Below are 21,093 nucleotides of genomic sequence, written 5' to 3' on the forward strand. Positions count from 1 at the left end.
CCATGCTCTCTTAGTACTGCTCGTTACACTCGCTGGCATGTCTGGCCAGTCACCGTCGTCGCCCGTGCTCCTCTCCCCCGGGCAGATCTCGCCCCCTCGTCCCGTGCCGGGGAACATCCGGCGCCCCGAGTACGTCGGCAAGCCCGCGCCGACGCCGTACAAGGGCCCGGAGGTGCAGACCCCGGAGACGGTCGAGGCGATGCGCGTCGCCGGGCGGATCGCGGCGCGGGCCATGGAGGAGGCGGCGAAGGCCATCGCGCCGGGCGTCACCACCGACGAGCTGGACCGGATCGCGCACACGTACATGTGCGACCACGGCGCCTACCCCTCCACGCTCGGCTACCGGGGCTTCCCCAAGTCGCTGTGCACGAGCGTCAACGAGGTGATCTGCCACGGCATCCCCGACTCGACGGTCCTGCGCGACGGCGACATCGTGAACCTGGACGTGACGGCGTACATCGGCGGTGTGCACGGCGACAACAACGCGACGTACCTGGTGGGTGACGTCGACGAGGAGTCGCGTCTGCTGGTGGAGCGCACGCGCGAGTCGCTGAACCGCGCGATCAAGGCCGTGAAGCCGGGCCGGCAGATCAACATCATCGGCCGGGTCATCGAGTCGTACGCCAAGCGCTTCGGCTACGGCGTGGTGCGGGACTTCACCGGGCACGGGATCAACACCTCGTTCCACAGCGGTCTGATCGTGCCGCACTACGACAGCCCGCACGCGACGACGGTGATCCAGCCGGGGATGACGTTCACGATCGAGCCGATGCTGACGCTCGGGACGCACGAGTACGACATGTGGGACGACGGGTGGACCGTCGTCACCAAGGACCGCAAGCGGACCGCCCAGTTCGAGCACACGCTCGTGGTGACGGAGACCGGCGCGGACATCCTCACGCTGCCGTAGCCCGCTCCCGCGCCCCTCTGTCGCCCAGGACCCGCCCCTCTTTCGGGGGCGGGTCCTTCTTTTACGTTCCGCTGACGGGTGTCCCGGGTACCTTTTTACCGACAGGTTGTCGGGAAAGCTGTTATGTTAGGTAAGCCTAACCTACCTAGAACTTGCCGGCGGAGGCTTCATGAACACCCCGTTCTCCACCCTGATCCGCACCGCGTCGCACGAGCAGCACACGGAGGCGGAGACGTCGACGTTCATGAGCGATCTGCTCGGCGGCGGCCTCGGCGTCGAGGCGTACGCGCGCTACACCGAGCAGCTCTGGTTCGTGTACCGCGCGCTGGAGGCGGACGTGGACCGTCTCGCACAGGACCCGGTGGCGGGCCCCTTCGTCCAGCGCGAGCTGCTGCGGGTGCCGGCCCTGGAGCGGGACCTCGCGCATCTGCGCGGGCCCGACTGGCGCGAGCGGGCGACCGCGCTCCCGGCGACGCGGGAGTACGCGGAGCGGGTCGCGCGGTGCGCGCGGGAGTGGCCGGCCGGTTATGTGGCCCACCACTACACGCGCTACCTGGGCGATCTGTCGGGCGGCCAGATCATCCGCGACAAGGCGGAGCGCACCTGGGGCTTCGCGCGCAAGGGCGACGGCGTGCGGTTCTACGTGTTCGACGCCGTGGGCAACCCGGCGGCGTTCAAGCGCCGCTACCGCGAACTGCTCGACGCCATCGCGGTGGACGAGCTGGAGAAGCAGCGCGTGGTGGCCGAGTGCAAGCGGGCGTTCGCGCTGAACACGGCGGTGTTCGGGGCGCTCGGCGAGGAGTTCCCCTCGGCGGCGTGAGACGCCCGGCCGCGACGGACCGGGCCCAGGCGCGTCGGACTCAGGTCAGGTCAGGCGGACGCGGCCGCCGATCTCCGTCCAGCCGTCCGGCTGGGGCGCGGTGAGGATCTGGGAGCCGCGCCCCTGGCGGATGTTGAGGGCGCGGCCGAGGGCGTCCGTGAGCAGCAGCGCGGCGGCGCCGGTGGCCTCGTCCTCGGTGATGCCGTCACCCCGGCCGGGGAAGGCGCGGGCGCGGACCCGGCCGGCGGCCTCGTCCTCCCAGGCCCACGCGTAGATCCAGGCGCCGGGCTCAGGCACCGGGAGGGCGTCGACCTCGGCGGGCGAGCCGTACTGGCGCAGGGTGCGCCCGGACGCCCACGCGGCGCGGGCCTCGATCCAGCTGAACTCGCCGTCCTGGCGGGCGCCGACGGTCCCGGCGGGGACGATCAGCTCGGGCACGTCGAGCAGCCAGGCCGCGCCCACGCAGGGGTGTCCGGCGAAGGGCAGGGTCACGGAGGGCGTACGGATGTCGAGGACGCCGCGCTCGGGGTCGTCGACGAAGACGGTCTCGCTGAAACCCAGCTCGGCGGCGAACGCCTGACGCGCGCCGGAGTCCGGCAGCAGGGAGCCGTCGCGGACGACGCCCAGCTCGTTGCCGTGGCGGCCGTCGGGCCCGCAGAAGACCCGCAGTACGTCGTAGTCCATGAGCGCAGTGAACCACCCGACCGCCCGGCTTGACCTCCCCTTTACCGTTCCCTGGGTCGCCCTAGGGTCGCTTGTGTCCGCTCCGCGACCTGGGGCTTTCCGTGAGAGGTGAATCACGGACGGGGTGGGTAGCACTGAGGTTAGCCTCATATAAGTTAGGGCCGCCTTATCAGTTAGCCGTGCTGTCCCGAACGCTTCCTGGAGCCTCTATGCGAGCCGCCCGACTGTCCGTCGTCACCGCCGTCACCGCGGTGGCGGCCCTGACCGCCGTGACCGGCTGCACCCAGAAGTCCGACGCCAAGGCCACCGGCTCCGGCGCGGTCAAGGTCACCGCGACCGACGACGACTGCAAGGTCTCCCAGACCGAACTGCCCGCGGGCCATGTCGAGCTGGCCGTCGAGAACAAGGGCTCGCGCGTCACCGAGGTCGAGATCCTCTTCCCCGACGACCGCATCGTCTCCGAGCGCGAGAACATCGGCCCCGGCACCCGCCACACCCTCACCGCCGAGGTCAAGAGCGGCGACTACACGATCGCCTGCGTCCCCGGCATGAAGGGCAAGGGCCACCGCCAGGCCATCAAGGTCACCGGCGGCGGCAAGACCGCCAAGCGCGACCCCCGTCTCGACAAGGCCGTCGCCGCCTACCGCCAGTACGTGCAGGCGCAGGCCGACGAGACGATGCCGAAGGTGAAGACGTTCACGGACGCCGTCCGCAAGGGCGACCTGGAGGGCGCGAAGAAGGCGTACGCCACCTCGCGCATCGGCTGGGAGCGCACCGAGCCGGTCGCCGAGTCCTTCGGCGACATCGACCCCAAGGTCGACGTCCGCGAGGACGGCCTGGAGGACGGCCAGAACCCCAAGACGGACTGGACCGGCTGGCACCGCCTGGAGAAGGCGCTGTGGGCCGACAAGAAGATCGGCGCCCGCGAGAAGCAGCTCGCCGACCAGCTCGACAAGGACCTCAAGGACTGGCAGCAGCGCGTCGGCAAGGCGGAGATCACCCCCACCTCCATGGCCAACGGCGCCAAGGAACTCCTCGACGAGGTCGCCACCGGCAAGGTCACCGGCGAGGAGGAGCGCTACTCGCACACCGACCTCGTCGACTTCAAGGGCAACGTCGAGGGCGCCGAGAAGGCGTACGACCTGCTCAAGCCCGTCGCCGCCGAGAACGACCCGGCGCTCGCCAAGGAGCTGGACAAGCAGTTCGCGGCGCTCGACAAGCTGCTCGACAAGTACCGCACGGACAAGAACGGCTACGACTTCACGTCCTACGACAAGGTCGGCAAGACGGACCGCAAGGAGCTGTCCGACGCGGTGAACGCCCTGGCGGAGCCGCTGTCCAAGCTGGCCGCCGCGGTCGTCAAGTAACCGGATCGGCAAGCACATCCCCGTGAGCGCGAAGGAGGCCGCCGTGCCCGACGACTCCCCCACCTCCCCGGCCGCCGCCTCGTCGGCCCCCTCCCGTCGTTCGCTGCTCGCCGTGGGCGGTGCCGGGCTCGCGCTCGGCGCCGTCGCGGCGGGCGGCGCGGTCGCCGTGACCCGCTCCGGCGACGACGCGATGGAGCCGGCCGCCGACTCCGGCGGCGCGGTCCCCTTCCACGGCCCGCACCAGGCCGGCATCGCCACCCCGGTGCAGGACCGGCTGCACTTCGCGGCGTTCGACGTGAAGACCGACGACCGCGAGGAGTTCGTCCAGCTCCTCAAGGACTGGACACAGGCCGCCGCGCTGATGACGCAGGGCCGCCCGGTCGGCGACGGCGCCTACGGCGGGCTCGCCGAGGCGCCCCCGGACGACACCGGCGAGGCGCTGGGCCTCAAGCCGTCGCGGCTCACGCTGACGATCGGCTTCGGCCCGTCGCTGTTCGAGAGGTACGGGAAGGCGTTCGGCATCGCGGACCGGCGCCCGGCCGCGCTGGAGGAGCTGCCGAAGTTCCCCGGCGACAACCTCGACAAGGCGCGCAGCGGCGGCGACCTGTGCGTGCAGGCGTGCGCCGACGACCCGCAGGTCGCCGTGCACGCCATCCGCAACCTCGCCCGGATCGGCTTCGGCAAGGTCGCCATCCGCTGGTCGCAGCTCGGCTTCGGCAAGACGTCCTCGACGACGCCGGGCGCGCAGACCCCCCGTAACCTCTTCGGGTTCAAGGACGGCACGCGCAACATCGCGGGCACCGAGACCGGCCGCCTCGACAAGCACGTGTGGGTGGACGGCGACGACTGGATGAAGGGCGGCTCCTACCTCGTCGCCCGGCGCATCCGCATGAACATCGAGACGTGGGACCGCACCTCGCTCCAGGAGCAGGAGGACGTGTTCGGCCGCGACAAGCGCGAGGGCGCGCCCGTCGGCAAGGCCAAGGAGCACGACGCGCCGTTCCTGAAGGCGATGAAGCCGACCGCGCACGTGCGGCTCGCGCACCCCGAGGCCAACGGCGGCACGACGATCCTGCGCCGCGGCTACTCCTTCACCGACGGCACGGACGGCCTCGGCCGGCTCGACGCCGGGCTGTTCTTCCTCGCGTACCAGAAGGACGTGCGCGAGGGGTTCGTGCGGCTCCAGCGGAAGCTGGCCGCGCACGACGCGCTCAACGAGTACATCCAGCACGTGGGTTCGGCCGTGTTCGCGGTACCGCCCGGCGTACGGGACAAGCACGACTGGTGGGGCCGCGGCCTCTTCGAGAAGAACGCCGCACAGAAGGGTGCCTGAGGGATGTTCGCCAACTATCTGATCGGTCTGCGCGAGGGGCTCGAGGCGAGTCTCATCGTCTGCATCCTCGTCGCCTACCTGGTGAAGACGGAGCGCCGGGACGCGCTGAAGCCGGTCTGGCTCGGCATCGGCGTCGCCGTGTTCGTGGCGCTGGCGTTCGGCGCGGGCCTGGAGTTCGGCTCGCAGGAGATGACGTTCAAGGCGCAGGAGGCGCTCGGCGGTTCGCTGTCGATCATCGCCGTGGCGCTGGTGACGTGGATGGTGTTCTGGATGCGGCGCACCGCCCGGCACCTGAAGACGGAGCTGCACGGCAAGCTGGACGCGGCGCTCCAGATGGGCACGGCGGCGCTCGTCGCCACGGCGTTCCTCGCGGTGGGCCGGGAGGGCCTGGAGACCTCCCTGTTCGTGTGGACGGCCGTGCACGCCACGAGCAACGGCACGGCGCAGCCGGTCATCGGCGCGCTCCTCGGCCTCGCCACCGCCGTCTTCCTCGGCTGGCTGTTCTACCGGGGCGCGCTCCGCATCAACCTGGCGAAGTTCTTCACGTGGACCGGCGCCATGCTGATCGTGGTGGCGGCGGGCGTGCTCGCGTACGGCTTCCACGACCTCCAGGAGGCGGACTTCGTCGGCGGGCTCAACAACCTGGCCTTCGACATCAGTTCGACGATCTCGCCGGACGGCTGGCTCGGCACGCTCCTCAAGGGCGTCTTCAACTTCCAGCCGGACCCGACGGTCCTGCAAGTCGTCGTCTGGTTCGCCTACTTGATCCCGACGATGGCCGTCTTCTTCGCCCCCGCCGGCCTGTTCCAGCGCCGGTCCGAGGCCGGGGCGGTACGCGCCTCCTCTTCCCGGTAGGGTTCGGCCCCGTGAAGGGGCAGGGCGGCGGAAGGTGAAGTCAACGTCATGAGCGAGGTCATGAAGAGGCTCGGCAGGCCCGTGGCGGCGAGTGCCGCGGCGGTCGTGCTGTCTCTCACGGCGAGCGGCTGCGTGACCGTGCACGGCGAGCTTGAGGTCGTGCCGACGACCACGAAGGCCGAGGCCGCACGCGCGCTGGACGCGTTCGTGACCGCGTACAACAAGGCGGACCGGACCTACGACCGGTCCGCCGACGCCCGTTACGTCACCGGGGCGCTCGGCGCGATCGACGCGGCGAAGCTGAAAGCGGGGCACACGCTGCACCCCGGCGGCAACCCCAAGCACGCGGCGCTGAAACTGACCGACCCGAACTTCACCGTGCCCAAGAAGGCGGGCTGGCCGCGCTGGTTCGTCGCCGACACGGCCAACAACCGCCTGGCCGGCTACCGGTGGGTCATGGTCTTCACCCGGCACGACGAGCGGGAGCCGTGGGCGGTGTCGTATCTGACGCTGTTCCGCGAGGGCAAGGTGCCGCAGTTCAAGAAGGACCGGGACGGGTGGGCCCAGGCCGTCGCGCCGAACGCGGGCGGGCTCGCGGTGCGGCCGGGTGCGCTCGGTTCGCGGTACGCGGCCTATCTCAAGGACGGCGGGGACGACTTCGCGCCGGGGCAGCACACCTCGCAGTGGCGGGCCTCCCGCAAGAAGAACGCCGCGCGGCCCGGGCTCGCCACGCAGTACATCGACGAGCCGCTCTCCTCCGGGGACTTCGCGCCGGTCGCCCTCCGGACGCGGGACGGGGGTGCGCTCGTCTTCTTCACGACGCGGCGGTACGAGAAGCAGACGGCGTCGCCCGGGAGTGATCTGCCGGCGATCAGTCCGAGTGTGAAGGCGTTGATGTCCGGCGACGCCAAGCAGTCCGCGATGTATGGGTATGTGTCCAATCAGGCAGCGCGGGTCCCCTCGGCGGGGGGCGGCACGGTGGAAGTTCTGGCCCGCCTGGAAGGCATCACAACAGCCCAGGGCTCCTGACCCTTCACCGCTGCCGGTATCGCCGGTGGGCGGGTTCTTCGTCCTCGACTCGCGTCGTGGCTGGTCGCGCAGTTCCCCGCGCCCCTGGAGGGGCGACTACGTCGCCACCTCCATCGGGGGAAGCAGGGGCGAAGCCCCGCTTCCAGGGGCGCGGGGAACTGCGCGAGAAGCCCCACCGGCCCGCAGGTGAAGGACAACCTCAGGGGGCAGCCCCATAAGGGGCGCGGGGAACTGCGCGATCAGGGGGGCATCGCCCGCAGGCGGCGACGTACCGGGGTTTACGGCCAGGCTGATGTGAAGTCGGGGTCCGCTACCGCGTGCCTTGTTCCCGCGTCCGTCAAAACCTCGAGCAGCGTCAGCGGATCCGGGAGCGGATGCTCAGGCCCCCGCAACCACGCGACCCCCCGCCCCCCGGGCAACCGCGCCGGAGGCACCAGCACATACGACCCACGGCAGTGCCACCGCAGCCCGGGATGCTCATCCATCGTCTCGGGATGACAGTCCAGCTCGCACGGCCACCACTCGTCCTCGTCCTCCGGAGTCCCCCGCGTCGCCGTGAAGAAGAGCATCCGGTCGTCCCCGCTGAGCGCGACGGGCCCGACCTCGACCCCGCCGGCCAGCAGCCGCTCCAGCGCCTCACGCCCCGCCGCGACCGGCACGTCGAGGACGTCGTGGACCATGCCGGTGGCGGTGATGAAGTTGGCCTGCGGCTGATGCCGCGCCCAGCGCTCGATCTGCGCGCGGTCGGTCGTCGACTGGGTCTGCCAGGCGAAGGAGACGGGGTGCCGGCCGGGCGTGGGGCAGCCGACGCGGTTGCAGGAGCAGCGGTAGTCCGTGGGGTACGCGGCCGGCGCGAGCGGCAGCCCGGCCCCGGCGGCGGCCAGCAGCAGGGACTCGCGGTCCATGTCGGGAACGGTCTCCTTCGGGCCGCGGGCGCCTTTCAGCCACCGCACGAACCGGCCCAGGCCAGTGAGTCCGCTTCCGTCATGCTCCGCGCCCATCGATCCCCTCACCATCACCGTCGAGCCGTCTCCGCCGTACGCCGGATGAGACACCCATGCTCCCACCATCCTGCTCCCCCCGGGGCCACCGTCCGCATCCGGGGTCGCCGGGCCCCCGGCGGGCGATGCCGGGCCGTGACCTCACGGGAGTGTCGATGCCCGATTTGCGGCGTTTTGTACGTCACGCTTGGGCGCCATGGTCACTCAGCGTCTCGCCCTCAGAGCCGCGCCCGTCGCCGCTCTCGCCGTCGGCCTCTCCCTCGCGGGCCTCGCGTTCGCCCCGCCGCTGGGCCGGGGCGGGGTCACCGTGGACTCCCTGCCCCGCGTCACGTACACCGCCCACCGCGGCGGCGCCCTCGAAGTGCCCGAGAACAGCATGGAGGGACTGACCGCCGCGTACGCCCGGGGCACCGCCCAGGTCCTCGACTTCGACACGCGGATGCTGCGCGACGGCACGATCGTCGTCCTGCACGATCCGACGCTGGACCGTACGACCGACGCCAAGGGCCGCGCCCGCGACCTGGACCGGGCCGGCTGGGACGCGGTACGGGTCCGGCCGAACCGCGCGCTGCCCGGGCACTGGCGAGCCGAGCGGCTGCCGACCGTGCCCGAGGTATTGGACCGCTTCGGTGGCCGGATCGTGCTCATGCTGGAGGCGAAGGACCCCGACAGCCTGCCGGGGCTCGCGCGGATGATCCGCGAGCGCGGCCTGACCCGCTCGGTGCTGGTGAACTCCAACGACCCGGCGCTCGCCGAGCGCGCGCACCGGCTCGGCCTGATCGCGCAGGTGTGGCGTTCGGCGCGGCAGATGCGCACGGACCGCCCGGCGCGCTGGGCGCGGTTCGCCGACGTACTCGACATGGACTACAAGGCGCGCGACGCGGACCTCGTACGGGCGGTCAGGTCGGGGGTGCCGCATGTGTGGGCGCACACGGTGGACACGCCCGCCGACCGGGACCGAGTGCTGCGGCTCGGTTGCAACGGCGTGATCACCGACGCGCCGGGCCTGCTGGCGGCTACGCGTCCCGGCGGGGGCGCGCGCTGATGCCGTGGAGGGCGTACTCGACGAGGGTGTCGGCGTAGGCGTGGTCGAGCGGCCCGGTGTGCTGGAGCCAGCGCTGGGCGAGCGGCGCGACGAACAGGTCGCGGGCGATCTCCGGGTCGAGGTCGGCGCGCAGCTCACCGGCGTCGCGGGCGGCGCGCAGCCGGGCGGCGTACAGGTCGAGGCCGGGCATGAGGAGTTTGGCGATGAAGCCGGAGGCGAACTCCTCGTTGGCGACACCCTCGGCGGCGAGCGCGCGGGCGGGGACGTCGAAGCGGGGGTCGGCGAGTTCGTCGACGGTGGCGCGCAGGACGAGCTTGAGGTCGGCTTCCAGGTCGCCGGTGTCGGGCAGGCCGCCCGGGTCGATAGGGGTGGCGCCCGGGTACTTCTCCGCGGCGGTGCGGGCGTTGCGCTCGTTGAGGTCGATGAACGCCTCCATCAGCACCTCGGCCTTCGAGCCCCACCAGCGGTAGATGGTCTGCTTGCCGACGCCGGCGCGGGCGGCGATGCCCTCGATGGTGGTCCTCGGGTAGCCGATCTCGCCGACGAGGGCGAGGGCGGCGTCGTAGATCGCGCGGCGGGAGCGCTCACTGCGGCGCGAGGAGTCGGGGGCCGTCTTCTTCGGCTCGGGGGCGCTGCTGGAGGTGGCTGCCATGTCTCGAATGTAGCAGCGAGCAAGCCGAGACGTACCGTCTCACAATCCCTTGACAAGACGGACCGTCTCGCCGAGTATGAGTGTGTCGATTGAACGAGACGATACGTATCGTCACTTTCCTGAGGAGGTACCCCATGACCCGAGGCGGAGCAGACGGCATGCTGGGCGTCGGCGGCACCCGCAGCAAGCTCTCCCGCACGGCGCTGCGCGGCGGCGGGCGCGGGGGACGCGGGGGCGGGGCGCCTGTCGATCCGGCGGCACAGAAGCGGGAGTTGTTGCGGATGTTGCGCGAGGGGCGGGACGCGTCCGGCTCGTCGTGACCGCGGCGGCCCGGGCCCCCCGGGAACCACCCGTTCGGTTCACATCCCCGAGGGCTCCCTCGGCCGCACCATGGGCGTCAACAGTCCCTGCGGTCGTGAGGAGCCCTCATTGCCTACTCCGCGTGCCGACGTACGCCGCGCCACACCCCGGCGCTATCTGATGTGCCCACCGGCGCACTTCGAGGTCACGTACTCGATCAACCCGTGGATGGACCCGGCGAAACCCGTCGACGTTCCGCTCGCCGTCGCGCAGTGGGAGGACCTGCGTGACCGGTACCGCTCGCTCGGGCACGAGGTGGAGGTCCTCGAACCGCGGCCCGGGCTGCCCGACATGGTGTTCGCCGCGAACGGGGCGACCGTCGTGGACGGGCGGGTCCTCGGCGCGCGGTTCGCGCATCCACAGCGGGAACCGGAGGCGGTCGCGCATCTGGAGTGGTTCCGTTCGCGCGGGTACGCGGAGGTGCGGGAGCCGGTGCATGTGAACGAGGGCGAGGGGGACTTCGCCGTCACCGCGTCGTACGTGCTCGCCGGGCGGGGGTTCCGGGCGTCGCCGCTGTCGCACGGCGAGGCGCAGGAGTTCTTCGGGCGGCCCGTCATCGGGCTCGATCTCGTCGATCCGCGCTTCTACCACCTGGATACGGCGCTGGCCGTGCTGGACGACGCGCGGGACGAGGTCATGTACTACCCCGCGGCGTTCTCCGCGGGGAGTCAGGCCGTGCTGCGGCGGCTGTTCCCCGACGCGGTGGTCGCCGAGGAGGCGGACGCCGTCGCCTTCGGGCTCAACTGCGTCTCCGACGGGCTGCATGTGCTTGTGCCGCAAGGGGCGGTGGGGGTGTTCGGGGTGTTGCGGGAACGGGGGTTCCTGCCGGTCGGGGTCGATCTCGGGGAGCTTTTGAAAGGGGGCGGTTCGGTGAAGTGCGCCACGCTCGAACTCCGGGACCGTTAAGGGGGAACGGTGTCTCAGCCCCGGCCCGTCCAGCGCAGTTCCCCGCGCCCCTGATGTTCTCGTCTGCCGACCCGTCGTGGCTGATCGCGCAGTTCCCCGCGCCCCTAGGTGAGTGGGTGGCTCCGCCCGGTGGCGATCCTCGACTTTCGTCGTGGTTGCTCGCGCAGTTCCCCGCGCCCCTGGAGGGGCGGCTTCGCCGCACCCTCCCCCCGGGAGGCAGCGGGAGGGGCGACTTCGTCGCCCGCCCCCGCCGGGAAGCTGGGGCGAAGCCCCGCTTCCCTCTGAGGGGAAGCTGCACGAAGTGCATGCTTCAGGGGCGCGGGGAACTGCGCGAGAAGCCCCACCCGCCCGCAGAAAACAACGCACGATCGTGCCCCAAAGGGGCGCGGGGAACTGCGCGACCAGCCCCCACCCACCCGCGGGTGGCCACGTACAGGTGTGCCCCGTCAGGGGCGCGGGGAACTGCGCGATCAGCCACCCACCCACCCACAGGTGAATGAGTGCCTAGGGGGCCGGGGGCCAGGTGTTGCCCCATGTTGTGGTGCGGGCCTGTTTGTACAGGGGGCCCTGTTTCTTCGTGACCGTGGCACGAGCCAACCGCCCCTCCGGCTCACACAGGTCGAGCAAAACCTGCCCCTTACGGAGCAGAGGCCGCCGCACCACCCGCCCGCCTCCCCTCCCCCCGGGAAGAAACCTCGTAGCGGCGACATACGAGAACTTCTCGTCCTCGTACGGCAGCGACCCGCCCTTGATCCGCCGGTGCAGAGAAGACCGGCTGACCCGCGCAGCGAAGTGGCACCAGTCCTCCCCCGGCACGATCGGACACCCCCCGTCATGCGGGCAGGGCGCGGCGACATGGAACCCGGCGCCGATGAGCCGCTCGCGGGCGGCGATGATCCGCGCGTACCCGTCCGGCGTCCCGGGCTCGACGACGACCACGGCCCCCGTCGCGGCGGAGGCGGCGGAGTCGATGAGGGCGTCCCGGTCCGCGCCGGTGAGTTCCTTCAGGACGTAGGAGATGGTGACGAGGTCCGTCGCCGGCAAGGCGGACGCGTCGATGCGGGACGCTTCCCAGGTGACGGAGGATTTCAGCACCGGGTCCGACGAAGCGAGCTGCCGCCCGAGTTCGAGCGCGGGCCGCGCCCAGTCCCGTACGGTCGTCGGCCGCCCGGCCCCCCACACCGTACGGGCCGCCCAGACCGCCGCCCCCGTGCCGCCGCCGATGTCGAGGTGCCCGGCGGGCGCCCAGTCCTCGGGGGCCGCGTCGGCGAGGGCGCCGAGGGCCGCGCACACGGCCTCGTACGTGGCCGGCATCCGGTACGCGGCGTACGCCACGACGTCCGCGCGGTCCCGCAGGATCGGCGCGTCGGTCGGGGTGGTGCCCCGGTAGGTCTCGATGAGCCGTTCGACGGCGCGCGCCGCCTGCGCGGCCGGCAGTCCGTCGAGCAGCGCGGCGAGCGCCGAGCGCAGCGTGTCGGCGGGGTCGTGGGAGGCGGAGGGGAGCGGGGCGTTCACCCGTGAAGTCTAGAAGGCGCCGGATCCTCAGAAGGCACCGAGCGGGGCGACGGCCCGGGCGAGGCGGGTGGCCGCGGCGGCGCGCGGCCCGCTGTCGGCGGCGCGCCTGCGCGGGTGGACGGTGGTGGCGAGCAGCACGAGGAACGTGTCGGTGGCCGGGTCGATGACCAGGGACGTCCCCGTGAACCCGGTGTGGCCCGCCGCGCCGCGCCCCGCGAGTTCGCCCATGAACCAGGGCTGGTCGACGAGGAAGCCGAGGCCGGGCGCGCGGAGCATGAGGTCGACGAGGTCGGGGCCGAGGATGCGGGCGGGGCCGTAGGAGCCGCCGCCGAGCAGGGCGCGGCACAGGACGGCGAGGTCGTGCGCGGTGGAGAAGAGGCCGGCGTGCCCGGCGACGCCGCCGAGCGCCCACGCGTTCTCGTCGTGGACCTCGCCGCGCAGCATGCCCCGGTCGGCCTTGGCGCGCGGCCGCTGCTGGTCCTCGGTGGCGGCGGCCTCGGGGCGGGGCCCGAACGAGGTGGCGTGCATGCCGAGGGGCCGGGTGATGCCGTCGCGGATCAGGACGTCGAGGGGGCGGCCGGTGAGGCGCTGGAGGACGTGCTGGAGCAGCAGCATGTTGAGGTCGGAGTAGCGGTACTCCCCCGGCGCCGACGAGGGTGCCTCGGCGCGCAGCGCGGCCATGCGGGCGGCGGTGTCGGAGGCGTCGTACAGGGGCAGTTCGGGGCGCAGGCCCGAGGTGTGGGTGAGGAGCTGGCGGACGGTGACGCCGTGCCGGGCGGCGCCGGTGAAGTCGGGGAGGTAGGCGCCGACCTTCGCGTCGATGCCGAGGGTGCCGCGCTCGATCTGCTGCACGGCGGCGACGGACGTGAACAGCTTGGTGAGGGAGGCCAGGTCGAAGGGCGTGTCCACGGTCATCGGGACGCGCGCGTCGGCCGGCAGTTCGACGCCCCGGCCGGTCTTGTCGTCGTACGCCTTGTAGCGCACGGCCCAGCCGCAGGCGGCCTCGGCGGCGATGACCGGCCCGCGCCCCGCGACGAGGACGGCGCCCGCGCACCAGGGGCTCGGGCCCTCGGGCAGCAGCCGTACGTCACGGACGAGGCGGGTGAGCTGTGCGGGGTCGAGGCCGGCCCGTGCGGGCGTGCCGCGTCTGAGGCGCGCGGGGCTGCTCAGGGCTCCGTCACCTCCCCGGCCGGGGCGGAGGCGGAGCGCTGCCAGGGGCGGCACAGGCCGAGGAAGGCGCCGGCGGCGGCGAGCCCGCACACGAGCTGGACCAGCGCCATCGGCACGGCGGTGTGCTCGCCCGCGATGCCGACGAGCGGCGAGGCGATGGCGCCGATGAGGAACGAGGTCGTACCGAGCAGCGCGGAGGCGGAGCCGGCGGCGTGCGGGGTGCGCAGCAGGGCGAGCGCGTTGGTGTTGGGGGTGGCGAGGCCCATCGACGCCATCAGCACGAACAGGCCGGCGGAGACGGGCAGCAGGCCGAGGGCGCGCGGGGCGCCGAACGCGCCGGAGGCCACGAGCAGCAGGAACGCGGCGGCGAGCACGATCAGGCCGAGGCCGGCGGCGAGGACCTTGTCGAGGCTGACGCGGCCGACGAGGACCTTGCCGTTGAGCTGGCCCGCGGCGATCAGGCCGACGGAGTTCAGCCCGAACAGCAGGCTGAAGGTCTGGGGCGAGGCCCCGTAGATCTCCTGGATGACGAACGGCGAGGCGCTGATGTACGCGAACAGCGCGGCGAACGCGAAGCCGCCCGCGATCATGTACCCGGCGAACACGCGGTCGGCGAGCAGGCCGCGCATCGTGCGCAGCGCTTCCTTGGTGCCGCCCGCGTGCCGGTGCTCGGGGGCGAGGGTCTCGGGCAGCGCCTTCCACACGAGGGCGGTGAGCGCGATGCCGACGCCGGTGAGGACGACGAAGACGCCCCGCCAGTCCGTGACGCGCAGGACCTGCCCGCCGATGAGCGGCGCGACGATCGGGGCGACGCCGGAGATCAGCATGAGGGTGGAGAAGAAGCGGGCCATGGCGACGCCGTCGTACAGGTCGCGGACGACGGCCCGGGCGATGACGATGCCGGCGGCCCCGGCGAGGCCCTGGAGCAGCCGGAAGGCGATGAGCAGCGCGGCGTTCGGCGCGAGGGCGCAGATCGCGGTGGCGGCGACGTAGACGAGCAGGCCGATCAGGAGCGGGCGGCGCCTGCCCCACTTGTCGCTCATCGGGCCGACGACGAGCTGCCCGAGCGCCATGCCGGTCAGGCACGCGGTGAGGGTGAGCTGCGCGGTCGCGGCGGAGGTGTGCAGGGCGCCGGTGACCTGGGGCAGCGCCGGCAGGTACATGTCCATGGACAGCGGCGGTACGGCCGTCAGGCCGCCGAGGACGAGCGTGACGAGGAACCCGGTCCGGATCGCCGCCGCGCGGGCAGCGGGCGGAGGTGCCTTCCGCGCCGGGGGGCTCGGGGGTGCCTTCTGCGTCGGCGGGCTCGGGGGTGCCTTTCGCGCCGGCGGGCTGGGGGGTGTCGTCCGGTCGGTCGTGCTCCCGCTGTCCGCCATCGCTGCGCTCCCCGTTCCCCTTCGACTCTCCCGGTCGTACGTGCGATTACCTATGCTCTCAGCTCTGCGCAGTGGTCGAGACCAACTTGGGTGGAGTGGGTGGGCATGGCGGTGGATCGGGTGCGGTGGGGGATTCTGGCGACCGGCGGGATGGCGGCGACGTTCACGGCGGACCTGCTGGAGCTGCCGGACGCGGAGGTGGTGGCCGTGGCGTCCCGCTCGGAGGCGTCGGCGAAGGCGTTCGCGGACCGGTTCGGCATCGGGCGGGCGTACGGCGACTGGGCCTCGCTCGCGGCCGACGAGGACGTGGACGTGGTGTACGTCGCCACGCCGCACTCCGCGCACCGGGAGGCGGCCGGGCTGTGCCTGGACGCGGGGCGGGCGGTGCTGTGCGAGAAGGCGTTCACGCTGAACGCGCGGGAGGCGGAGGAACTGGTCGCCCTCGCGCGGGCCCGCGGCGTCTTCCTCATGGAAGCGATGTGGATGTACTGCAACCCCCTCGTACGGCGGCTGAAGGCGCTGGTCGACGACGGGGCGATCGGTGAGGTGCGCACCGTGCAGGCCGACTTCGGGCTCGCCGGGCCCTTCCCCGCCTCGCACCGGCTCCGGGACCCCGCGCAAGGGGGTGGCGCGGTGCTGGATCTCGGGGTGTACCCGGTGTCGTTCGCGCAGTTGCTCCTCGGGGAGCCGGAGGAGGTCGCCGCGTCGGCCCAGTTGTCGCCCGAGGGGGTCGATCTCCAGACCGGGATGCTGTTGTCGTGGGCGAGCGGGGCGCGGGGGGTTCTGCACTGTGCGATCAACGCGGGTACGGGGGTGACGGCGTCGGTGACGGGTTCCTCGGGGCGGATCGATGTGCCGGAGGGGTTCTTCTACCCGGAGCGGTTCGTTCTGCGGCGGGAGGGGAGGGAGCCGGAGGAGTTCGTGGCGGCGCCCTCGGACGGGCCTCGTTCTTCCCTTCGCCATGAGGCGCGGGAGGTGATGAGGTGCCTGCGCGGGGGTGCGGTGGAATCTTCCCTCGTCCCGTTGACGGGCACGCTTGCGGTCATGCGCACGCTGGACCGCGTCCGGGCGTCAGCGGGCGTCCACCTGCCTGCGGATGCGGTGACCTGAAATCGCCCTGGGCCTGTCTCCCTCTGCGGGCCCACTCGGGCTGGTCGCGCAGTTCCCCGCGCCCCTGAGGTAGTGGGCCTGCCCGTGGTTCGTTGCCTGACGGCCGGTGGGGCTTCTCGCGCAGTTCCCCGCGCCCCTTCGGTGCGCACTTCGTGCGCTACCTCTATCGGGGGAGGCAGGGGCGAAGCCCCGCCTCCAGGGGCGCGGGGAACTGCGCAACGTTCAGGGCAGCGGGCCTCCGCTGGAAGGCTCCCCAGGGGCGCGGGGAACTGCGCGACCAGCCACGACCGACCCGCAGGTGAACGACGACACCAAGGGGCAGCGCCCCGTCAGGGGCGCGGGGAACTGCGCGACGTTCAGGGCAGCCGGCCTCCGCTGGAAGGCTCCCCAGGGGCGCGGGGAACTGCGCGGCCAGCCACGACGGGGCCGTCAGACGATGAAGCCGCCCGACTCACGACGGCCGGAGCCCCGGCTCGCCCGCGCGCAACGCGAACACCCCCGCCACCCCGAGCGGAGCCCCCGGCCGGCTCACCCCGGAGACCGTCTTGAAGACCGCCTCCCCCTCCCCGCCGGAAAGGCGAACCGTCGCGTACCCCCGCAACCCGTTGTAGAACTTCATATGAGGGTTCCGGGCCAGATACCCCGCCCAGTTCGCCGGCCGCGCAACCCCGTCCTTCCCGCTCGTGACGGACGTCGTGACGATCTCCGCCCCCACGGTCCGCGACCCGGGATCGGCGAAGTCCCGTTTGATGTCCATGGCGTAGGAGACGTGGACGTCCCCGGTGAGGACGAGGAGGTTCTCGACGCCGGCGGCCTCCGCCCCGCGCAGGACCCGCTCGCGGGAGGCGGGATATCCGTCCCAGGAGTCCATGGACAGCGTGGTGTTCCCGGCGGCGGGGTTGTTCCGGCGGGAGAACGTGACCTGCTGCGGCACGACGTTCCACAGGGCCCGCGACCGCCGCCACCCGTCGATCAGCCACCGCTCCTGCGTGAACCCGGGCAGCGTCTGCGAGGCCGCCTCGGACGCGGGCGTCGGCGCTTTCCAGCCGTCGCCGTTGGCCTGGTCGGTGCGGTACTGCCGGGTGTCGAGGATGTCGAACTGGGCGAGCCGCCCCCAGTGCAGCCGCCGGTACAGGCGGGCGTCGGGCCCGGAGGGCAACTGGGGCCGGCGCAGCGGCATGTTCTCCCAGTACGCGCGGTACGCGGAGGCGCGGCGCAGCAGGAACTCGGCGGGCGGGTCGCCGTCCTCGGAGACGTCGCCCGCGTAGTTGTTCTCCGTCTCGTGGTCGTCCCAGGTGACGGCGAAGGGGTGCGCGGCGTGCGCGGCCCGCAGGTCGGGGTCGGTCTTGTAGAGGGCGTAGCGCAGCCGGTAGTCCTCCAGGGTGACCGTCTCGCGGTTGAAGACGGCGGGCAGCACGCGGTCGGTGTACTTGCGGGCGCCTCCGGCGGCGTCGACGGCGTACTCGTAGAGGTAGTCGCCGAGGTGGAAGACGACATCGACATCGTCATCGGCGAGGTGCCGGTACGCGGTGAAGTAGCCGTCGTGGTACGCCTGGCAGGAGACGGCGGCGAGGGTGAGGGCGCCGCCCTCGGTGCCGAGGGCGGGCGCGGTGCGGGTGCGGCCGGTCTCGCTGACGAAGCCGCCCGCGCGGAAGCGGTAGTAGTAGACGCGGCCGGGCGCGAGGCCCTCGACCTCGACGTGCACGGTGTGGTCGAACTCGGGGTGGGCGGTCGCGGTGCCGCGTCTGACGACGCGCCGGAACCGGTCGTCGAGGGCGAGTTCCCACCGCACGGCGACGCGCTTGGCGGGCAGTCCGCCGCCGGTCTCGTACGGGCTCGGCGCGATCCGGGTCCACAGCAGGACGGAGCCGGGCAGCGGGTCGCCGGAGGCGACGCCGAGGGTGAACGGGTCGGCGGGCAGCTTCGCGCCGTCGAGTTCGGCGGCGGCCGCCGTGCCGGTGCCGGGCAGGTTCACGGCGAAGGCGAGCGCGACGGCGGCTCCGGTGCCGGTGAGGAACCGGCGGCGGCCCAGGTGCCGGGCGGCCGCCCGCAGTGCGGGCGCGTGCTGAGGTACGTACGGCATGGGACCCCTCCCCTGACGACGGCTGTCGGGTACGGCTGTCGTGCGGTCAGTGCGATTGCAGTGGCCCGGGACGACGGCCGCCTGTCGCGTACACAACAGCCACATGGCGGATCGGTGATCTGCGGATGTCCGTCCCGGCCTACGCTGCGGCCCCATGAGCGACATGATCGACGATCGGACGGAACGCGAAGCGCGCCACACCGGACGGGCCCGGACAGCCGTGGTGACCGGCGCGGGTTCGGGCATCGGGCGGGCCGTGGCCCTGGAACTGCTGCGCGGCGGCTGGCGGGTGGCCCTCGCCGGGCGGCGCCCGGAGCCCCTGGCACAGACGGCGGCCCTCGCGCCGGGCGCGGACTCCCTCGCGGTGGTGACGGACGTGAGCGACCCGGAGGCCGTGGCGCGGCTGTTCGCGGCGGTGCGCGAGGGGTTCGGCCATCTGGACCTGCTGTTCAACAACGCGGGTACGTTCGGGCCGGGCGGGGTGCCGGTGGAGGAACTGGAGTACGAGGCGTGGCGGCACGTCGTCGACACCAACCTCAACGGGGCGTTCCTGTGCGCGCAGGCCGCGTTCCGCCAGATGAAGGAGCAGGAGCCGCAGGGCGGGCGGATCATCAACAACGGTTCCATCTCGGCGCACACGCCCCGCCCGCACTCGATCGCGTACACGGCGACGAAGCACGCACTGACCGGCCTGACCAAGTCGCTGTCGCTGGACGGGCGGCCGTACCGGATCGCGTGCGGGCAGATCGACATCGGCAACGCGGCCACCGACATGACCGCGCGGATGCAGTCCGGCATCCTCCAGGCCAATGGCGAGCTGGCGTCCGAACCGGTGATGGACGTGGCCGATGTGGCGCGTACGGTGCGGCACATGGCGGAGCTGCCGCTGGAGGCGAACGTGCAGTTCGCCACGGTCCTCGCCACCGCCATGCCGTACGTCGGGCGGGGCTGAGCGCGGCGCCTGTCGGGCGGCGGGGTGAATCTGCACAAGTGGAGTTCTTCCTTCCGTACCGACGGGGGATGCTCCGCGCCGTATGCTCAACGTTCTCCACGAGAACTTCACATCCGGAGCACATCTTGCGCATACGTTCCGCGGCCCCGGCCGTCCTCGCCGCCGCCGCTCTCGCGGGCACCCTGCTCGCCGCGACGCCCGCCTCGGCCCACCAGGGCGGACTGCACCTCGGATACATCCAGTACGACAGCCCCGGCCCCGACAACCGGAGCAACTCCTCGCTGAACGCGGAGTGGGTCAACATCCACAACTCCTCGCGCTCCGCGATCCAGCTCAAGGGCTACAAGCTGAAGGACAACACGGGCTACACGTACACCTTCGGCAGCTACAAGATCGGCGCCGGCAAGACCGTCAAGGTCCGCACCGGCCGGGGCGACGACGCGTCCGGCGTGCGCTACTGGGGGCGGCGCGCGTACGTGTGGAACAACACCGGCGACAAGGCCCGCCTGATCAAGCCGAGCGGCAGCCAGCTCGACTCCTGCTCGTGGAACCTCATGGGCAGCGGCGGCATCAGCTGCCACTGACCGATGGCCCGGGGGGGCCAGGGGGGACGGAGGGGGTGGTTCCGCGGCGGCGCCGCGGGGCCGCCCCCTCCCGGCCGTCCACGCCGGCGCCGCGCGGACGAGAATGCGGGCATGACCCATGTGCTGCGCTACAGCGCCTTCACCTCCGACCCCGCGGGCGGCAACCCGGCGGGCGTCGTCCTGGACGCCGCCGGCCTCGACGACGCGGCCATGCTGAGGATCGCCGCGGACCTCGGCTACAGCGAGACCGCGTTCGTGACCGCGCCGCCCGCCGGGAGCGCGGCCGGGGCCCGCGCGCACACCGTGCGGTACTTCAGCCCCGCGGCCGAGGTGCCGTTCTGCGGTCACGCGACCGTCGCCACGGCGGTCGCCCTCGCCGAGCGGGACGGCACCGGCGACTTCCTCTTCCACACCCCGGCGGGCGAGGTGCCGGTCGCCGTGGCCACCGGCGCCGACGGGCTCGCGCGCGCGACGCTCACCTCCGTCGAGCCGTACGTCGAGGAGGTCGCCGAGGCCGATCTCGCGGAGGCGCTGGCCGCGCTGGACTGGCCGGCCGCCGACCTCGACCCGGAACTGCCGCCGCGTATCGCTTACGCGGGGGCCCGGCATCTCGTACTGGCGGCGCGGACGCGGGCGCGGCTCGCGGACCTCTCCTACGACTTCGAGCGGCTGGCCGCGCTGATGCGGCGGCTGGACCTCACGACGCTTCAGCTCGTGTGGCGGGAGGACGGGACGACGTTCCATGTGCGGGATCCGTTCCCGGTGGGCGGAGTCGTGGAGGATCCGGCGACGGGGGCCGCGGCGGCGGCGTTCGGGGCGTATCTGCGGGTGCGGGGGGTTGTGGGGGCGGGGGATGTGGAACTGACGCTGTTTCAGGGGGCGGACATGGGGCGGCCCGGGGTTCTCAGGGTGGCCCTCCGGGCGGGGCAGGCGGGAGTCCAGGTCTCCGGCACGGCGGTCCCGATCCCGCACCCCTGAGGTCGCCGATCACCTTCCGCCCCGGTGGGGCTTCCCGCGCAGTTCCCCGCGCCCCTGGGGAGTCCTCCAGCGAAGGTCGGCTGTCCTGACCGTTGTGCGCAGTTCCCCGCGCCCCTGAAGGGGCGACTGCGTCGCCACCTCCCCCGGGCCCCGATAGGGGCGCGGGGAACTGCGCAACCTCAGCTACAAGCAGCCTCCGCCGGATGACTCCCCAGGGGCGCGGGGAACTGCGCGAACGGTCACTGCAAGGGGCCCTCGCCGGAGAACTCCCTAGGGCGTGTCGTCAAAGTGTCGTGCCGGGGGCAGTATGGAGTGATGGTGCGTCGTCATGAACTGACTGATGAGGAATGGGAGTTGCTTGAG

General features: G+C 72.4%; 20 protein-coding genes. 13 read left to right on the forward strand and 7 right to left on the reverse strand.

Annotated elements, in window-relative coordinates; translation table 11 throughout:
- The first annotated feature begins 37 nt into the window (after positions 1-37).
- Positions 38-910 carry a type I methionyl aminopeptidase gene (gene map, locus ACZ7LY_RS30615; protein WP_471627990.1) on the forward strand — a complete coding sequence of 291 codons (873 nt, stop codon included), beginning with the start codon at positions 38-40 and terminating at the stop codon, positions 908-910.
- A gap of 169 nt (positions 911-1,079) precedes the next feature.
- On the forward strand, positions 1,080-1,730 hold the full coding sequence (locus ACZ7LY_RS30620) for a biliverdin-producing heme oxygenase (protein WP_471627991.1): 651 nt from the start codon (positions 1,080-1,082) through the stop codon (positions 1,728-1,730).
- 45 nt (positions 1,731-1,775) lie between these two features.
- Here the strand turns inward: ACZ7LY_RS30620 and ACZ7LY_RS30625 are convergent, their stop codons facing one another.
- Positions 1,776-2,414 (reverse strand): PhzF family phenazine biosynthesis protein, encoded by a 639-nt coding sequence (locus ACZ7LY_RS30625; RefSeq protein WP_471627992.1) that lies wholly within the window; start codon positions 2,412-2,414, stop codon positions 1,776-1,778.
- 209 nt (positions 2,415-2,623) lie between these two features.
- Here ACZ7LY_RS30625 and efeO point away from each other — a divergent pair, with 209 nt between their 5' ends.
- Genes efeO through ACZ7LY_RS30645 form a run of 4 tightly spaced genes read left to right on the forward strand, consistent with a single transcriptional unit; the run spans position 2,624 to position 6,998 of the window.
- Complete coding sequence (gene efeO / locus ACZ7LY_RS30630) at positions 2,624-3,781, forward strand: iron uptake system protein EfeO (protein ID WP_471627993.1); 1,158 nt, start codon at positions 2,624-2,626, stop codon at positions 3,779-3,781.
- Between the two features lie 43 nt (positions 3,782-3,824).
- Positions 3,825-5,114 carry an iron uptake transporter deferrochelatase/peroxidase subunit gene (gene efeB, locus ACZ7LY_RS30635; protein WP_471627994.1) on the forward strand — a complete coding sequence of 430 codons (1,290 nt, stop codon included), beginning with the start codon at positions 3,825-3,827 and terminating at the stop codon, positions 5,112-5,114.
- A 3-nt stretch (positions 5,115-5,117) separates the two neighbouring features.
- Positions 5,118-5,969 (forward strand): iron uptake transporter permease EfeU, encoded by an 852-nt coding sequence (gene efeU / locus ACZ7LY_RS30640; protein WP_471627995.1) that lies wholly within the window; start codon positions 5,118-5,120, stop codon positions 5,967-5,969.
- A 48-nt stretch (positions 5,970-6,017) separates the two neighbouring features.
- Positions 6,018-6,998 (forward strand): SCO2278 family lipoprotein, encoded by a 981-nt coding sequence (locus tag ACZ7LY_RS30645; RefSeq protein ID WP_471627996.1) that lies wholly within the window; start codon positions 6,018-6,020, stop codon positions 6,996-6,998.
- 278 nt (positions 6,999-7,276) lie between these two features.
- Here the strand turns inward: ACZ7LY_RS30645 and ACZ7LY_RS30650 are convergent, their stop codons facing one another.
- Positions 7,277-7,999 (reverse strand): bifunctional DNA primase/polymerase, encoded by a 723-nt coding sequence (locus tag ACZ7LY_RS30650; protein ID WP_471627997.1) that lies wholly within the window; start codon positions 7,997-7,999, stop codon positions 7,277-7,279.
- A 196-nt stretch (positions 8,000-8,195) separates the two neighbouring features.
- Here ACZ7LY_RS30650 and ACZ7LY_RS30655 point away from each other — a divergent pair, with 196 nt between their 5' ends.
- The gene (locus tag ACZ7LY_RS30655) at positions 8,196-9,044 is read left to right on the forward strand and encodes a glycerophosphodiester phosphodiesterase (protein WP_471627998.1); all 849 of its coding nucleotides are present in this window, start codon (positions 8,196-8,198) and stop codon (positions 9,042-9,044) included.
- Here the strand turns inward: ACZ7LY_RS30655 and ACZ7LY_RS30660 are convergent.
- Positions 9,016-9,696, reverse strand: coding sequence for a TetR/AcrR family transcriptional regulator (locus tag ACZ7LY_RS30660; protein WP_471627999.1), 681 nt, complete (start codon positions 9,694-9,696; stop codon positions 9,016-9,018). The two genes, ACZ7LY_RS30655 and ACZ7LY_RS30660, sit on opposite strands and share 29 nt — an antisense overlap.
- Before the next feature lie 134 nt (positions 9,697-9,830).
- On the opposite strand from ACZ7LY_RS30660, the gene ACZ7LY_RS30665 reads away from it, so the two are divergent.
- Together ACZ7LY_RS30665 and ddaH are read left to right on the forward strand one after the other, a co-directional pair.
- Positions 9,831-10,016 carry a DUF6243 family protein gene (locus tag ACZ7LY_RS30665; protein ID WP_471628000.1) on the forward strand — a complete coding sequence of 62 codons (186 nt, stop codon included), beginning with the start codon at positions 9,831-9,833 and terminating at the stop codon, positions 10,014-10,016.
- 70 nt (positions 10,017-10,086) lie between these two features.
- On the forward strand, positions 10,087-10,962 hold the full coding sequence (gene ddaH / locus ACZ7LY_RS30670; protein ID WP_471628001.1) for a dimethylargininase: 876 nt from the start codon (positions 10,087-10,089) through the stop codon (positions 10,960-10,962).
- 504 nt (positions 10,963-11,466) lie between these two features.
- Here the strand turns inward: ddaH and ACZ7LY_RS30675 are convergent.
- Genes ACZ7LY_RS30675 through ACZ7LY_RS30685 form a run of 3 tightly spaced genes read right to left on the reverse strand, consistent with a single transcriptional unit; the run spans position 11,467 to position 15,023 of the window.
- Positions 11,467-12,477, reverse strand: coding sequence for a small ribosomal subunit Rsm22 family protein (locus ACZ7LY_RS30675; protein WP_471628002.1), 1,011 nt, complete (start codon positions 12,475-12,477; stop codon positions 11,467-11,469).
- A 27-nt stretch (positions 12,478-12,504) separates the two neighbouring features.
- Complete coding sequence (locus tag ACZ7LY_RS30680; protein WP_471628003.1) at positions 12,505-13,701, reverse strand: serine hydrolase domain-containing protein; 1,197 nt, start codon at positions 13,699-13,701, stop codon at positions 12,505-12,507.
- The gene (locus ACZ7LY_RS30685) at positions 13,644-15,023 is read right to left on the reverse strand and encodes a multidrug effflux MFS transporter (protein ID WP_471628004.1); all 1,380 of its coding nucleotides are present in this window, start codon (positions 15,021-15,023) and stop codon (positions 13,644-13,646) included. Before ACZ7LY_RS30685 ends, ACZ7LY_RS30680 begins: the two co-directional genes overlap by 58 nt.
- Positions 15,024-15,128: 105 nt before the next feature.
- On the opposite strand from ACZ7LY_RS30685, the gene ACZ7LY_RS30690 reads away from it, so the two are divergent.
- On the forward strand, positions 15,129-16,133 hold the full coding sequence (locus ACZ7LY_RS30690; RefSeq protein ID WP_471628005.1) for a Gfo/Idh/MocA family protein: 1,005 nt from the start codon (positions 15,129-15,131) through the stop codon (positions 16,131-16,133).
- Between the two features lie 451 nt (positions 16,134-16,584).
- On the opposite strand, the gene ACZ7LY_RS30695 is transcribed toward ACZ7LY_RS30690, so the two are convergent.
- Complete coding sequence (locus tag ACZ7LY_RS30695) at positions 16,585-18,216, reverse strand: alkaline phosphatase D family protein (RefSeq protein ID WP_471628006.1); 1,632 nt, start codon at positions 18,214-18,216, stop codon at positions 16,585-16,587.
- A gap of 163 nt (positions 18,217-18,379) precedes the next feature.
- Here ACZ7LY_RS30695 and ACZ7LY_RS30700 point away from each other — a divergent pair, with 163 nt between their 5' ends.
- From ACZ7LY_RS30700 to ACZ7LY_RS30710, 3 genes are all read left to right on the forward strand, one after another.
- Positions 18,380-19,168, forward strand: a complete 789-nt coding sequence (locus ACZ7LY_RS30700; RefSeq protein ID WP_471628013.1) for an SDR family oxidoreductase — start codon at positions 18,380-18,382, stop codon at positions 19,166-19,168.
- Between the two features lie 125 nt (positions 19,169-19,293).
- On the forward strand, positions 19,294-19,752 hold the full coding sequence (locus tag ACZ7LY_RS30705) for a lamin tail domain-containing protein (RefSeq protein ID WP_471628007.1): 459 nt from the start codon (positions 19,294-19,296) through the stop codon (positions 19,750-19,752).
- A 111-nt stretch (positions 19,753-19,863) separates the two neighbouring features.
- Positions 19,864-20,730 carry a PhzF family phenazine biosynthesis protein gene (locus ACZ7LY_RS30710; RefSeq protein ID WP_471628008.1) on the forward strand — a complete coding sequence of 289 codons (867 nt, stop codon included), beginning with the start codon at positions 19,864-19,866 and terminating at the stop codon, positions 20,728-20,730.
- The last annotated feature ends 363 nt before the right edge of the window (positions 20,731-21,093 follow it).

This window comes from Streptomyces sp. NPDC107550 (assembly GCF_055639095.1).